The sequence below is a fragment of the Marinoscillum sp. MHG1-6 genome (genome assembly GCF_024714475.1).
Classification (GTDB): domain Bacteria; phylum Bacteroidota; class Bacteroidia; order Cytophagales; family Cyclobacteriaceae; genus JAMZMI01.
On sequence record NZ_JAMZMI010000004.1, the window covers coordinates 370644 to 386132 of the forward strand.

Sequence of the window (15489 nt, forward strand, 5' to 3'; positions counted from 1 at the left end):
AACAACCTAAGAGGAGCGTCAATCTGACTCTCAGATCTTTACAAAACCAAGAGCTCAAAACATGATCTACATATATGTCACCCTTGTATACGTCTTGATTCTGGTTGCCATCATTGTTTATAAAAGCCGACAGGTCAAAACGGAAGAAGACTTTATTGTTGCGGGAAGAGGAGTTCCCGTTTATCTTTTAGTTGGAACGCTCATTACCACATGGATCGGCAGTGGTAGCCTCTTCGGAACTGCCGGACTCACTTTTCGAACGGGGTTTTCAGAACTTTGGTTCTCTATGGGTGCATGGATCGGGATATTGATTGTGTACTTTATCGCTGCCCGCGTAAGAAAGATTTCTCAATACACGCTAACAGATATTCTCGAAAAAAGATACTCTCCCATTGCCCGATTACTGGGTACTATCACTATTATTTTAGCTTATGTCATGATTGCCGGCTACCAATTTAAAGGTGGAGGGAGGCTATTTTCGATCCTGACTGAGGGGGCCATCGATACCCAAACAGGAACCCTGATTACTTTCCTCGTGATTATCCTTTTTACCGCCCTGGCCGGCATGATTTCCATTGTTTCGATAGATATATTCAATGGTATAATCATGCTATTGGCTATTATTATCACTTTACCAGTACTATTAATCCAACAGGGAGGATGGGCAAATATTGCAGCCAAAATAGCCGAAACACATCCAGATCATCTTTCGCTAACTGAGGGACATCCCATCTATTGGTACCTTGGGATATTGTTACCCACCCTCCTTTTGTTATTAAGCGAAAGCAGCATGTATCAGAAGTTTTCCTCTGCCAAAGATGAAAAATCTGCTAAAAGAGCTGTTTTCGGAATGTTCACCGGAGTGGTTCTAATAGAGTTCCTCATGTGCGCCATAGCCGTTATCGGCTTCTCAATATACATGAATGATCCGCGATTCATCAATCCGGATGGATCCATCAATGCCGGTATGTCAGAAGAGATCATCCTTCGTATTGGATTTGAGCAGGTTTCTCCTATCATTGGATCTCTGCTCTTTGCCGGAGGAGTAGCCATCATCCTAAGTACAGGTAACACTTTTTTAATGGTTGCCTCAACGAACATTTCACGAGATATTTTCGAGAAATACTTTTTTAAAGACCTCGATTCTAAAAAGAAGATACTACTGCAGCGCATATCCATTGTGTTTTTAGGGTTAATGGCTTATCTGATTATTACCCAATTCACCACCATACTTGAAATGGCCTTCATTAGTTACACCATGATCGGCGCATCCCTGGCACCAGCCCTATTAGCCTCCTTCTTTTGGAAAAGGGTTACCAGACAAGGAGGAATTGCCTCCATAGCCTCGGGAATGATTACAGTTTTTGTCATTTCACTTCTCAATCAGGTTTATGAAACAAGCCCTGTGGATTGGGGTTTCTTACAATTTCCTTTTGATACAGACTTAATTGCTATTCCATCTTTGATAGTATCATTGACATTTTTAATACTGGTCAGTTTGATGACTCCTCCGTCCAAAAAAGAAGTTATTGATCCCTTTTTTGATTCGGAGTGAATCATTAGCTTACCTGCAATCGTTTGCAAATAAACCCTAAATCATCATCCATATTGATGGTTGTCATATGTTCATGAAGAAGATTAAACCATCTTCACATTAAACCAAATTTGAATCCAACATCAACAATCATGAAAGAGTACGGATTAAAATCTCAAAAAAGCGGACTTGAAACAGTAGGCATCAAAAAAGTGAAAGAGGCCCACTGGAACCTGACTGCTGCAGAGTTGACCGAAGATGCTGTAAGGCTCGGTGAGGGCCACCTAACAGATACAGGAGCATTGATGTGTGATACAGGAAAATTCACAGGACGATCTCCAAAAGACAGGTTCATTGTAAAAGATGATCTGACGAAAGATAAAGTTTGGTGGGGAGACATTAACATCCCAATGGAGCCAGATCACTTTGAGCGCATCTATAATAAAATGATCGGCTATTTAGAAGATAAGACGGTATATGTAAGAGATGCCTATGCAGGCGCAGACAAAACCCATAGATTAAAACTAAGGGTAGTCAATACGATGGCCTGGCACAACCTGTTTTGTTATAATATGTTTATCACCCCTCCTGACTATAAGTTGCAGGACTTTATACCCAATTTCACCATCATCAATTGTCCTGATTTTGAAGCTGACCCCGAGACTGATGGCGTTCGTCAGGAAAACTTTGCGATCATCAATTTCACAAAAAGGATCATTCTAATTGGTGGGACTGCCTATTCAGGAGAAATGAAAAAGGGAATTTTTTCCGTCCTTAACTTCCTACTTCCCACGCAAGAAAATGTTCTACCTATGCATTGTTCTGCGAACATGGGCATTGAGAGACATGATACGGCCATCTTTTTTGGCCTTTCAGGTACAGGTAAAACCACCTTATCTGCTGACCCCGAAAGACTTCTCATTGGTGATGATGAACATGGCTGGACTGAAAAAAATGTGTTCAATTTCGAAGGTGGTTGCTACGCTAAGGTGATTGACCTGAGCGAAGAGAAAGAACCAGACATCTACAAAGCGATAAAATATGGGGCCATTTTGGAAAACACCCGCTTTATTCCTCATACCAGAACTGTCGACTACAATAACAGTGATGTGACGGAAAATACAAGGGTCTCCTATCCCATTGAGCATATCCAGAATATCGCCAAGCCATCCATTGGTGGTATACCTAAAAACATCTTCTTCCTAACCTGTGACGCCTACGGAGTCATCCCTCCAATTCAAAGATTATCCAAAGGTCAGGCTATGTACCATTTCATCTCAGGATACACGTCAAAAGTCGCAGGAACCGAAGCTGGAATTACTGAGCCCAAACCGGTATTCTCTGCATGTTTTGGTGCACCGTTTATGCCTTTACATCCCACCTCTTATGCGGAAATGCTCGGTAAGAAAATGGAAGAACATCAGGTGAATGTTTGGCTGATTAACACCGGATGGAGCGGAGGAGTCTACGGAGTAGGTTCCAGAATCAAGCTAAAATATACCCGTGCCATGATCAGTGCTGCCCTTTCCGGCGTACTTGAAAATGTTGGATACAGAACGCATTCCATTTTTGGAGCCGAAATACCTTTGACGGTTCCGGGAGTACCCAATGAAATCCTTAGCCCAAGGGAAACCTGGAAAAATGACGAGGCATTTTATAAAAAGGCTAACGAACTGGCGTTTAAATTTCAAAAAAACTTCGATCAGTTCAGAGAGTTTGCCAGCAAGGATATCCTGGCAGGTGAACCTCAACAAAACCCTAAATATCAATCTGCAACAGCTTAATTTAAATGCACATTTTCAAAAGGGAGGCAGCAGATTTGCTGCCTTTCTTTTTTTGGTTAAAATTACGGGCTAATCCACACTACTATGAAACTAGCCGTAATTGCCCACGATGGAAAAAAAGCAGAAATGGTCGCTTTCCTTCTGGAATACAAAGATCATCTGAAAAAGGTTGAAATTGTAGCAACAGGAACCACAGGAGGACATGCTGAAAGGGCCGGACTTCACGTTCATAGATTTCTATCTGGTCCGTTAGGGGGTGATGCACAAATAGCTGCACTGGCTGCCGAGAAAAAACTGGACATGGTCTTTTTCTTCAGAGATCCCATGGACAAGCACCCTCACGAACCGGATGTTCAGATGCTCATGAGGATTTGCGATGTTCATAACATTCCATTGGCTACTAACCCTGCCAGCGCAAGACTGATGATGGATACGCTTCTGACAAAATTTTAATATTGACTGATGCCTAAACTCAACTGGGGGATACTTAGCACTGCAAAAATTGCGGTCGAACAAGTGATCCCGGGAATGCTCAAAAGTGATAAGCTGAATATAGTTGCTATTGCATCCAGAAACCTACAAAAAGCACAATCAGTAGCTAACACGTTTGACATTGGTAAGGCATATGGATCCTATGATGAAATCATTGATGATCCTGATATTGATATTATCTACAATCCACTTCCAAATCATCTGCATGTTGAATGGACGAAAAAGGCTGTTCAGGCAGGCAAGCATGTACTTTGCGAAAAACCTCTGTTTCTAAATCCGGATGAAGCTGATGAACTCATTGCGTTGAGTAAAATCCATCAATGCATGGTTGGGGAAGCCTTTATGGTAAAGAGTCATCCGCAATGGTCAAAAACTAAGGAACTCGTTGATAAAGGAGTGATCGGTGAGCTTAAGTTATACCATGCAGTATTTAGCTATTACAATACGGATGCTGGCAACATACGTAATATCAGTGAATATGGAGGTGGTGCACTTTGGGATATTGGTTGCTATCCGGTGATGACCTCACGATACATTTTTGGAGAGAACCCTCAAGGTGTCCTTGCAACAACCGTTTTAGATCCTGCATTTGGTACGGATGTATTGAGTTCTGCAATCCTTGAATTTCCCGAAGGAAAAAGAGCCGTTTTCTCTGTAAGCTCACAAATGACACCCTATCAAAGGGTTCAACTTTACGGAACAAAGCAAAGCCTTGAGATCCAAATTCCATTTAATGCTCCAACTGACAGACCAACCCGGATCATTCTAAACCCAGGAGATATACTTCAGGAGAAAATAAGCACGGAAACTTTCGATGTATATGATCAATACCAGCTACAGGCCGAGGACTTTGTATCAGCCATTACTGAAAACAACAACCCTCTGAACTCTTTAGAAGACGCAAAAGATCATTGCACCATCATAAACGCACTATTCGAATCTGCAAAAAATAATCAATGGGTAGACCTTACCTACTAAGAAACCAATGCACCAGCTATCGAAGCGGTCATCATCGTAGCCATAGTGGCTGCAATCAGTGCTCGAATGCCGAGTTTAGAAATATTTCCTTGTTGGGTTGGGGCCATCCCCCCTATTCCTCCTATTTGAATGGCAATGGAGCTGAAATTAGCAAAGCCACAAAGCGCATACGTTGCAATTACAATTGACTTGTTGCTGAGTGCTCCGGTAGAAACGAAGTCAGACAAACCCAGATAGGCCACAAATTCATTGACCACCACTTTTTGCCCCAATAAGCTACCCACGGCCAAAGATTCTGACCAATCAACACCTATTGCAAAGGCGAAAATCCTGAAAAGTTGTCCAAGCATATACTCCAGGGAAAAACCCTGAAATGCCCCATTAGTCGACTGTACAATGATTTCATTTAAACCAATAACATCACCAATAGCAAGCAAAACATAGTTAACAGCAGCAATCAGAGCAATAAATGCAAGAAGCATGGCACCTATGTTCAATGCTAGTTTCAAACCATCAGACGCCCCATTAGCCAAAGCATCTATTAGGTTTACACCAACAGAGTCACCGGCAACCTTCAAATCACTATTAATTCGATCCCTGTAGAGTTCAGGAAGCATGATTTTGGACATAACTATCGCTGCCGGTGCATTCATGATTGAAGCACTCAACAAGTAGGAAGCAAACCTTTCTTGATCCACAGGGTCATTACCACCCAGAAATGCCACGTACCCGGCCAGCACCCCCCCAGCTATAGTTGCCATTCCCCCTGTCATCAGGCACATCAGCTCTGAATGAGTCATTTTAGAAACAAAAGGTCTGACTAAAAGGGGTGCCTCCGTTTGTCCAAGAAAAATATTACCTGCAGCCGAGAGTGCCTCCGCCCCGGACAACCTCATTGTTCTGGCCATTAACCAGGCAATTCCCTTGACGATATACTGTAACACCCCGAGATAATATAATCCCGCCGTTAATGTAGAAAAGAAAATGACTGTAGGTAGAACCTGAAGTGCAAAAATGAATCCCAGGCTATCAGCACCTATGAGGTTTCCAAAAAGAAACCTGGCACCATCTTCTGTGAAGCCCAGCAGCACCACAAACTGACTGCTAATCCAATTAAATCCTGTCTTTACAAGGGGAATTTTAGTGATAAGGAGACCAAAAATGACCTGCAAGGCTATACCCACACCAACGAGTCGCCAATGAATGTTTTTACGGTCTTTAGAGAATAGAAGGGCAATTCCAAGAAGAAAGAGTATTCCTAACAGAGCCCTTACAAAACCCATTCTTAAGCCATTTAATTACGTCGATTGATTTCATCCCGAATCTTAGCAGCCCTTTCATAGTCCTCACCAGCCAGGGCTTCATCAAGTAGTTTATTCAATTGATCAGAAGGTAAATCTTCCAGCTTTTTGGGTTTAAGGTCGGCAGTTTCGCTACTTGAAGATGTTTTTTTGGAAGTAACTTCCTGAATATCTTCCTCTTCGTCTGTTAAGACAATTCCGGCTTCCGTCAAAATGGTCTCATTGGTATAAATCTCCACATTAAACCGAAGACCGATGGCAATGGCATCAGAAGGTCTTGCATCAATTTCAATGATCTTTCCCTGATTCTCGCAAACGATTTTGGCAAAGAAAACCCCTTCTTTCAAATCTGAAATCAGAATCTCCTTTACTGTAAATTCAAAGTTATGTGCGAATGACTTGAACAGGTCATGTGTCATGGGTCTATTAGGCACTATCTTCTCAATCTCGATGGCAATGGCTTGAGCCTCAAACATTCCAATGATGATAGGCAGTCTTCGGTTTCCACCCTCCTCTCCCAGTACCAGAGCAAAAGACCCTGATTGCGATTGGCTTGAAGACAATCCTAATATTTCCAGCTTTATTTTATCCTTCATTAACTCCTCTGAGCCTTTATTGCTTCCGTCAGTTTTGGCACCACATCAAAGGCATCTCCTACAACTCCATAATCAGCAGCTTTGAAGAATGGGGCCTCCGGATCTTTGTTGATAACCAAAATGTATTTTGAACTATTAACGCCTGCAAGATGTTGAATAGCGCCCGAAATTCCAACGGCTATGTACAAAGATGGACTCACTTTTATCCCTGTTTGCCCAACATGTTCATGATGTGGTCGCCAATCCATGTCAGAAACCGGCTTGCTACATCCGGTAGCTGCACCCAGTTCTTTCGCTAACTCCTCTATCATGCCCCAATTTTCAGGGCCCTTTAAACCTCGCCCTCCTGAGACAACAATGTCTGCTTCGGGAAGTAGTACATCTCCTGTTGCTTTATCTGTTGATGTCACTTTAGCCTTAAAATCTTCATCTTTCGTGGCTGGTGTGAACTCTTCCACAGCAGGTGCTCCACCATCCTCTTTGATTTCGGCGGCATTTTTCTTTAACACAAGTATTTTCTTATCTCCCTTCAGTTCACTTACGGCATAAGCTTTTCCTGTATAAATACTGCTTTTCACTTTAAACCCGGAAGAGGTATCAGGCAGGTCCACCACATTGGATCCAAGGGCTGCACCTACCTTGATTGCTACCCTCGCAGAAATGGGATCACCCAATGAGGATTTAGCCAAAACAAGAAAATCGGCACCCTCCTTTTCCATAGCCTCCGCCACAGCCGATGAATACGCCATGATATTATTTTCCGCAAGTTTTGCATCTGTAACCTTCAGTACTTTGGTAGCTCCTGCCTTTCCAAGCTCAGCTATCGCACTATCATCCATGGTTCCAAAAGCTATAACTGAAACCTCACCACCCAGAGCCAACGAATAACTTACCGCCTCCAGAGAAGATTTCTTAACCTGTCCTTCTTCCAATTCTGCAAATACCAATACTGACATATCAAATAACTTTAGCTTCTGTTTTCAATAATTTAACTAGTTCTTCAAGATTATCCGGTTCCACCAGCTTAACCCCTGATTTTGCAGGTGGCATCTCAAATACTTCAACCACATTCATGGGATTATCACCTGTTGGATCAATCACATTGAGAGGTTTGGTACGAGCTGACATAATTCCGCGCATATTGGGGATTTTCCATTCAGCAATTGGTTCCTGACATCCAGCAATAAATGGCATCTCGATTTCCAGATACTCTTTCCCGCCTTCAATTTCCCTCGTGACTTTGGCTGTATTTCCTTCAATGTCCAGCTTCATGACGGGAGAAATAGAAGGAATACCCAGTATTTCTCCGACCATTCCGTGAACCTGTCCTCCATTGAAATCAATCGATTCCCTTCCCATCAATATCAGATCGTAATCACCACCTTTCGCCACAGATGCAATTTGTTTTGCGACAAAAATTGCGTCCTCAGGATGAGCGTTGACTCTGATAGCTTCATCTGCGCCTATAGCCAGGGCCTTACGGATGGTAGGCTCTGTTTCAGCCTCACCAACATTAATTGCAGTAATTGATCCTCCATGCTGCTCTTTCAGTTCCACCGCACGCGCCAGGGCGTAATCATCATATGGACCTATTATAAATTGAATCCCATTCTTATCGAATTTGGTGTTACCATCCGTAAAAGCTATCCGAGAGGTGGTATCCGGAACATGCGTTATACAAACTAGTATTTTCATTGAGTTTTATTGATTTTTGGGGTTGTTAATGTTTGTTTAAGAAAGATACTAATATCTCACTAAGATGAATGAGGAAAGAATCAAACAATTGGAACGGTTTATACAAGAAGACCCAAATGATCCCTTTCTCAAGTATGCCTTAGCCACAGAGTATCTCAAGAATAATAAACGTAAAAGCGCTGAATTGTTTGAGGATCTGCTTAAAACGCACCCTGACTATATCGCGACTTATTACCACGCTGCGGCACTTTTTACCGAATTCGGAGAGATGGAAAAAGCTGAAAATATTTACACAAGCGGTATTCAGAAAGCTCAGGCTCTCAATGAATCACATGCACTTAAAGAACTGCAATCAGCCTATATAAATTTTCAGTTCGAGAATGAATGATTAAACGTATTTCTTATTGCTGTAAAGAGCAATCAAAGGCGTTCAATCATGAGGAAATCCATGTATAAAGTGAGCCCAAAGGACTGATAATACCCGCCAATAGCTGGTGTTGACTGATCAAAATCGAACATCATTATATCATAGGTGGCTTTTAACCCAAACTCAATCATTGCAGGGCTGGAATAGTAGTAGGTATATGAGGGAGATTCTATCTTAAATAATCTAAAATCAATGGCAGCTCCTCCTCCATAAGCAAAAGAAGATAAATTAAACTTCTTATTACCTGACCGGTCGTTCTCAACAGGAGTTACGGAAAAACCGCCAATACTCACAAACGGGTAAAACCGGATCAATTTATTCGAGACGAGAGAGTAAGCTCCATAAAAGCTGACAAGAAGTGGATTCAAATCAACTCCCTTGCTCTGAAAATCCTGTCCTTTCACATTGAGGTCGGAGACAAGGTCACCCTTTCCTCCAATAATTTTAAAACCGGCCACCCAATGATTAAGAAGAAAGTCAAAACCGAAATAGAAGGGTACTTTAGGCTGTATAAAGTCGCTGGTACTTCCACCTATCTCACAGTAACCTGAACCCATGAACATACCATACCCTTTATCCACAGGAGCTAATTCATAAATAATATTCTTTTTGATAAACTTCTCCCACTGAGATCCAGGATAGTCTTTTAGATATTCCCTTCCAAGAACATTGAGGTCTTCTTGCGTGATTTTTAAAGAAGGATCGGTTGAAAGAAGTAGCTGTAGTAGTAATTTTAGGAACTCCTTTTGTTCCACAGAGTACACCATTCCATCAATGTCCCCTTCTATTTTAGCCTGATTGTCTACTGTGAGTTTGGTAAGGTTACCAAAAAAATTATCCTCCACCTGAGGATAGCCATAATAATGAGACTCCAGGCTATCCCAATATTGACAAATAAGTAATACCTGAGAATATTTGCGAAGTATCAGATCAAGAAGTAGTTCTTCACCAACATTAAATGCTGTATAAAACTCGTGATCAACATTTTCCGAGACATAGGCATGAACTTGATTAGCTCTCTTGATATCCCATTTTTTGACATTCTCAAGAATGAGTTTTCGGGAATTTTGGATGAGTAATAATGTCGTATCCTGGTAACCAAGGATCTCTTGTTCAAGCTCAATATCCTGACAAAAAGCATCCAAACAGAAAATAAGAAGGAATATGGAGGTGGTGATTCTAAACTTCAAAGTACAGCAAATCTGTTAGGCAATAAAATAGTGATTGTGCTAAATTGAATAGCACTGCCACAAATTAAAACTCCAAACCCATTTTTTTTTATTTAGAAAGGCATCTCCTCGTCATCATTCTTATTCGCCTTGCTCGGAAGGGTAATCGTAAAATCTGAGTTGGATTGATTAGAAGCTGGGAAGGAATTGCCATAGCCCGTATCCATCATGGTACTATCCAGATCTTCGAACTTCGTAAACTTACCAATGAACTTCAGCTGAACGTTTTCGAGTTTACCATTACGGTGCTTAGCGATGATTACTTCACCAACCCCATTCAATGGCATGCCATTTTCATCCTGGGTCATTCCGTAGTATTCCGGTCGATAAAGGAACATTACCATATCCGCATCCTGCTCGATAGAACCTGATTCCCTCAAATCCGATAGTTGCGGTCGTTTGTCTCCGCCACGCGTCTCTACGGCCCTACTCAACTGTGAAAGTGCTATTACCGGAACATTCAATTCCTTTGCTATTCCCTTCAACGCTCTTGAAATTGACGCGATCTCCTGTTCACGGTTACCACCAGCCGTTTTGGAAGTATCTCCTGACATCAACTGCAGGTAATCAATAATCACCATTTCAATTCCGTGTTGTGCCTTCAATCTTCGACATTTGGCCCTAAGCTCCAAAATACTCAAGCCAGGGGTATCATCAATAAATATTGGGGCCTCTGACATCTTGGCTGTTTTATGTAGCAATTGCTCCCACTCATAATCAGCCAGATCACCTTTTTTGATTTTTTCACTTTCCAATTCAGCTTCCGCTGAAATCAGCCTGTTTACCAACTGCACTGAGGACATCTCAAGAGAGAACAAAGCAACCGGCTTCCCAAACTCTACCGCCGCATTTCTCATCGCTGAAACAACAAAGGCTGTTTTACCCATACCTGGTCTCGCAGCAATAATGACCAAATCTGAAGGCTGCCATCCTGAAGTGACTCTATCCAATGCAGAAAATCCACTTGGCACCCCAGTCAAGCCATCTTTCTTATTTTTCTTCTCTTCTATCTCCTCAATCGCCTGATGCAAAAGCGAGCTCATAGAATCATAATTCTTTCGAATGTGTGACTCAGAAACCTCAAACAATCCCTGCTCAGCCCTATCCAACAGTTTGAAGACGTCCACCGTATCTTCATAAGCATCCTTTTGAATCTCTGAAGAAATTCGAATCAGCTCCCTTTTGATAGATTGCTCCGCAACAATACGTGCGTGATACTCAATATTAGCTGAAGAGTTAACCTTCGTGGTGAGCTCGGATACATAGTAGGCACCACCTACAAATTCCAGCTTGCCATTTTTCCGTAGCTGATGAACGACGGTCTTAATATCGACCGGATCACTGTTATTGAAAAGCTCAACGATAGCTTCGAAGATGGCCTTGTTGGCATCTTTGTAAAAGCTACCAGGCTTAAGTATCTCTATGACATTGGTGAGGGCATCACGTTCGAGCATTAATGCTCCAAGAATGGCTTCTTCTACCTCAATGGCTTGAGGGGGTATTTTCCCTAATTGGCTACTTGCTTCTGAAACTCCAAATCTCCTGCTCTTGTCAGATAACCTGATCGGGGACGTATTCCCTCCTTCCATTTTATTTTGGTTTAAGATGTTGCGATGACTTTACAAACCTAACATTCCGATGTCGACTCTCTCAAATTTTTGATTGTTAATTACAATCAACTTTTCAACGTGGTTTTCCACATCGCTGGTATAACGTCATTCAAGTTAGTTTCATTCCATGATAGCGCCTCTGATAACAGCATTTTAATTTGCCACCCTTGCAAATTCCTTTATTTTTGACCTTGTACCCAAAAGAATTTATGACAATCGATATAAACGCACTCAGGAACAAGCAACGTATCCTAATAGGAGGAAATCACGGCTTGGAGAAAATATCAAAATTAATTTCACAGGTGCTTGAGTCAACGGGCAAATCTTTTCATTTTCTTGAAAATGGCATCCCTGTTCCGGCCTCAAGTGCGGTAGTCTTTCTCAAAGGAGGTAATGAGCTTATTGATGGCTCCCCACTATTTCATCAGTTTCAGCCACATATTCTTGTGCTATTCAAAGTATCTAAAAAGACCCCGGAAGGATATGACTCCTTCGAATCATATGTGGGTGAAGTGGAAAAACTTGCCAACACATTACCCAAAGCCGGCACATTTATATTTAATCAATCAGACAATGTATCTCTGATGATTGGGAAAAATGATCGAGAGGATGTGAAGGCGATTGAGTTTAGCGCCTTGGAAGGGAAAAAAACCAATTCGGGATATTTACTCACTTATAAGAATGATCCATTTGAAGTCATCACCGACAACGAAAACTTCCTGGATCATGCAGCAGCAGCTAAAGCATTGCTCAACCGTATTGGAGTCTCAGATGATCAATTTTACGCTGTATTAAAAACACTTGCCCATGCTTAATTTGAAAAACCCATTAGTGGTTTTCGATCTTGAAACAACTGGAACTAATGTATCACATGACCGAATTGTTGAAATCGCCCTCATTAAGGTCATGCCTGATGGAAGTGTTGAGGAAAAATGCAGAAAAATTAATCCAACCATTCCTATTCCATTAGAATCAAGCCTTGTTCATGGAATTTATGATGAAGATGTAAAAGACGAAGCTACTTTCAAGCAAGTAGCTAAATCCTTAGCACAATGGCTTGAGGGCTGTGATCTTGCCGGGTTTAACATCCTGAAGTTCGATGTGCCATTGCTGGTTGAGGAATTCTTACGAGCAGATGTTGACTTCGAGGTATCTCAAAAGAAATTAATCGACGCTCAGAAGCTGTTCCATATGATGGAGAAGAGAAACCTTACGGCTGCTTTCAAGTTTTATTGTGGAAAGGATCTGGAAAATGCACATAGCGCATTAGCTGACACCCAGGCAACCTACGAAGTTTTAAAAGCCCAAATTGAAAAATATGAAGGAGAAGAGCTCACAGATTTAAAGGGTGAAAAACTTGGGATCATTGAAAACGACATGCAAGTCATCCATCAGTTAACAAATGGAAAAATGGTGGATTTGGCCGGAAGAATGGTGTTTGACAACGATGGTCAGGAAATATTTAACTTTGGAAAACACAAGGGTAAATATGTTTCTGATGTCCTCAAGGCTGAACCAGGGTTTTATGACTGGATGATGAAGGGAGACTTCCCTTTGGACACTAAAAGGAAACTAACCCAGATCAGATTAAGAAATTTCGGATAATTCCGATTCATTCAAGACGAGACAATGAATCTCGCAGAACCTTATTGATATGCCAAAAACAATTATTGTTTCAAACCGACTACCAGTTAAAATCACCCAGGAAGAAGGGAAATATGTCTATAAATCCAGCGAGGGAGGACTAGCAACTGGACTCGGATCCATCTACAAGGAAGGAGACAATATATGGATTGGATGGCCTGGAATGTCTGTTCCTAACACGGAAAACAGAAAGGACATCACCAATCATCTGGCAGAAGAAAATATGCGCCCCGTATTCCTTACTCCAACAGAAATAGAGGAATATTATGAGGGCTTTAGTAATGAAACTTTATGGCCAAACTTCCACTACTTTAATCAATATATCATCTTCAATGAAGAATTGTGGAAAGCCTACCAACGTGTAAATAAAAAGTTTGCCAAGGAGATTGCTCAGGTCTTAGAGCCAGAAGACACTGTCTGGATACACGATTATCAACTCTTGTTATTGCCTCAACTGGTGAGGGATTTTGCTCCTCAAGCAAGCATTGGCTTCTTCTTGCATATCCCCTTCCCTTCCTATGAGTCGTTCAGGCTATTGCCATGGCGTCGGGAAATCCTCAAAGGAATGCTGGGATCCGATTTTCTTGGATTCCATACTTATGATGACATGAGACACTTCTTGTCTTCCGTAAACAGGTTGGCAGGATTGGGCAACTCAAATAGTCGTATCAATGTAGATAATCGTAAAATCCTTGTGGATGCCCTACCAATGGGTATCGATTATGATAAATATGAGTCTGCTGCTTCACACCCGGAGACCCTTTCTCGAGAAGTAAGATATAGAACTGGCATTGGCAATCACAGGTTGATGCTTTCTATCGATCGACTTGATTATTCTAAAGGGATTCCCCAGCGTCTCAAAGCATTCGAACTGTTTTTAGAAAGATACCCTTCATTTAGAGAGAAAGTATCTCTTTTGATGATTGTGGTTCCTTCAAGGGATCAGGTTGGAAAATACAAAGAGTTAAAAGAGGAAATTGACCTTTTAGTAGGCCGGATCAATGGTAATTATGGCCGGATGAACTGGACTCCTATTCATTACTTCTACCGCTCCTTCCCGTTAACAGCCTTGTCCGCTTTCTATCGTATGGCTGATGTAGCTCTGGTAACACCGATGAGAGATGGAATGAATCTGGTGTGCAAGGAATTTATCGCCAGCAAACTGGATAAAAGAGGGGTGCTAATTCTCAGCGAAATGGCCGGTGCCAGTAAAGAGCTGTCAGACGCTATCCTTATCAATCCAAACAATATCGAACAGATGGTGAAAGCCATCAAAAAGGCCTTAGAAATGCCTGAATCAAAACAGAAAACGAACATGGAAACCATGCAGCGTTCTCTGAAAAGATATAACATTCACCATTGGGTGAACCTCTTCATGGAGAGGCTATCTACCGTCAAAAATGAACAAAAAGCATTGGAAACTAAGCAACTAGACAATCAGTACCAACAACAAATTGTAAACGATTATAAGGCAGCTAAGAAAAGACTTATCTTCCTTGACTACGATGGAACTCTCGTAGGATTTAATTCAGATCCTTTGGAATGTAAACCAAACAAGGAGCTTGTTGACATTCTAACCAAACTGACCACGGACAAGAAAAATAGAGTTGTTGTCATCAGCGGAAGAGGACGTGATACGCTTGAAGCGTGGCTCGGCTCTTTTGATATAGAAATAGTAGCCGAACACGGGGTCTGGATCAAAGAAAGAAAGAAAAAATGGCGCACCATTACTACCCTGACCGACGACTGGAAGCCGGAAATCATGAAAGTTTTAGAAGGCTATGTTAATCGTACACCGGGAAGTTTTGTGGAGAAAAAAGATTACTCGCTGGTCTGGCACTACCGAAAAGTAGAAACCGGTCTGGGAGAAGAGAGAACACGCGAATTGACCAGCAGGTTGAAATATGCTACCGGTGACAAGAACTTAAAAGTTCTGGAAGGGAATAAAGTTGTTGAAATCAAAAATTCTGAAGTTGACAAAGGAAGAGCGGCTCAACTATGGATCAACAACTATCCATCAGAGTTTATCATGGCATGTGGCGACGACTGGACAGATGAAGACACTTTCAGAAGTATGCCAAAGAATGCTTACACTGTTAAGGTCGGAAATAATTCCTCTGCGGCGAACTTTCGAGTAGCGGAATACACGGACATTCGAGTACTTCTTAAAGCCTTAACAAAATAAAAAGAGCGGTCTTA

Annotated in this window: 14 protein-coding genes; 8 read left to right on the top strand and 6 right to left on the bottom strand. The window is 41.7% G+C overall.

Annotated elements, in window-relative coordinates; genetic code table 11:
• The first annotated feature begins 61 nt into the window (after positions 1–61).
• The 4 genes from NXR94_RS11580 (at position 62) to NXR94_RS11595 (ending at position 4788) form a co-directional block, all read left to right on the top strand.
• Positions 62–1555 carry a sodium:solute symporter gene (locus NXR94_RS11580; protein ID WP_258104793.1) on the top strand — a complete coding sequence of 498 codons (1494 nt, stop codon included), beginning with the start codon at positions 62–64 and terminating at the stop codon, positions 1553–1555.
• Positions 1556–1686: 131 nt separating this feature from the next.
• The gene (gene pckA, locus NXR94_RS11585) at positions 1687–3318 is read left to right on the top strand and encodes a phosphoenolpyruvate carboxykinase (ATP) (RefSeq protein WP_258104794.1); all 1632 of its coding nucleotides are present in this window, start codon (positions 1687–1689) and stop codon (positions 3316–3318) included.
• An 84-nt stretch (positions 3319–3402) separates the two neighbouring features.
• Entirely contained in the window at positions 3403–3771 is a 369-nt protein-coding gene (locus NXR94_RS11590; RefSeq protein ID WP_258104795.1) for a methylglyoxal synthase, read from the top strand.
• Positions 3772–3780: 9 nt separating this feature from the next.
• The gene (locus NXR94_RS11595; RefSeq protein ID WP_258104796.1) at positions 3781–4788 is read left to right on the top strand and encodes a Gfo/Idh/MocA family protein; all 1008 of its coding nucleotides are present in this window, start codon (positions 3781–3783) and stop codon (positions 4786–4788) included.
• Here NXR94_RS11595 and NXR94_RS11600 read toward each other — a convergent pair.
• Genes NXR94_RS11600 through NXR94_RS11615 form a run of 4 tightly spaced genes read right to left on the bottom strand, consistent with a single transcriptional unit; the run spans position 4785 to position 8380 of the window.
• Positions 4785–6071, bottom strand: a complete 1287-nt coding sequence (locus tag NXR94_RS11600; RefSeq protein ID WP_258104797.1) for a NupC/NupG family nucleoside CNT transporter — start codon at positions 6069–6071, stop codon at positions 4785–4787. The two genes, NXR94_RS11595 and NXR94_RS11600, sit on opposite strands and share 4 nt — an antisense overlap.
• Positions 6072–6082: 11 nt before the next feature.
• Complete coding sequence (locus NXR94_RS11605; protein ID WP_258104798.1) at positions 6083–6685, bottom strand: bifunctional nuclease family protein; 603 nt, start codon at positions 6683–6685, stop codon at positions 6083–6085.
• Complete coding sequence (locus NXR94_RS11610; RefSeq protein WP_258104799.1) at positions 6685–7641, bottom strand: electron transfer flavoprotein subunit alpha/FixB family protein; 957 nt, start codon at positions 7639–7641, stop codon at positions 6685–6687. The genes NXR94_RS11605 and NXR94_RS11610 overlap by 1 nt, the downstream gene beginning before the upstream one ends.
• Before the next feature lies 1 nt (position 7642).
• Positions 7643–8380 carry an electron transfer flavoprotein subunit beta/FixA family protein gene (locus NXR94_RS11615; RefSeq protein WP_258104800.1) on the bottom strand — a complete coding sequence of 246 codons (738 nt, stop codon included), beginning with the start codon at positions 8378–8380 and terminating at the stop codon, positions 7643–7645.
• A gap of 64 nt (positions 8381–8444) precedes the next feature.
• Here NXR94_RS11615 and NXR94_RS11620 point away from each other — a divergent pair, with 64 nt between their 5' ends.
• Positions 8445–8768, top strand: coding sequence for a tetratricopeptide repeat protein (locus NXR94_RS11620; protein ID WP_258104801.1), 324 nt, complete (start codon positions 8445–8447; stop codon positions 8766–8768).
• 32 nt (positions 8769–8800) lie between these two features.
• Here the strand turns inward: NXR94_RS11620 and NXR94_RS11625 are convergent, their stop codons facing one another.
• Both NXR94_RS11625 and dnaB read right to left on the bottom strand, forming a co-directional pair.
• Positions 8801–9997, bottom strand: a complete 1197-nt coding sequence (locus NXR94_RS11625) for a hypothetical protein (RefSeq protein ID WP_258104802.1) — start codon at positions 9995–9997, stop codon at positions 8801–8803.
• Positions 9998–10089: 92 nt separating this feature from the next.
• Positions 10090–11625 (bottom strand): replicative DNA helicase, encoded by a 1536-nt coding sequence (gene dnaB / locus NXR94_RS11630; RefSeq protein WP_258104803.1) that lies wholly within the window; start codon positions 11623–11625, stop codon positions 10090–10092.
• Positions 11626–11855: 230 nt separating this feature from the next.
• Between dnaB and NXR94_RS11635 the strand changes: the two genes are divergently transcribed.
• Genes NXR94_RS11635 through NXR94_RS11645 form a run of 3 tightly spaced genes read left to right on the top strand, consistent with a single transcriptional unit; the run spans position 11856 to position 15475 of the window.
• On the top strand, positions 11856–12461 hold the full coding sequence (locus NXR94_RS11635; protein WP_258104804.1) for a hypothetical protein: 606 nt from the start codon (positions 11856–11858) through the stop codon (positions 12459–12461).
• A complete protein-coding gene (locus NXR94_RS11640; protein ID WP_258104805.1) occupies positions 12454–13251 on the top strand; it encodes a 3'-5' exonuclease in 798 nt (265 codons plus the stop codon). The genes NXR94_RS11635 and NXR94_RS11640 overlap by 8 nt, the downstream gene beginning before the upstream one ends.
• Before the next feature lie 49 nt (positions 13252–13300).
• Complete coding sequence (locus tag NXR94_RS11645) at positions 13301–15475, top strand: bifunctional alpha,alpha-trehalose-phosphate synthase (UDP-forming)/trehalose-phosphatase (protein WP_258104806.1); 2175 nt, start codon at positions 13301–13303, stop codon at positions 15473–15475.
• Positions 15476–15489 lie beyond the last annotated feature (14 nt).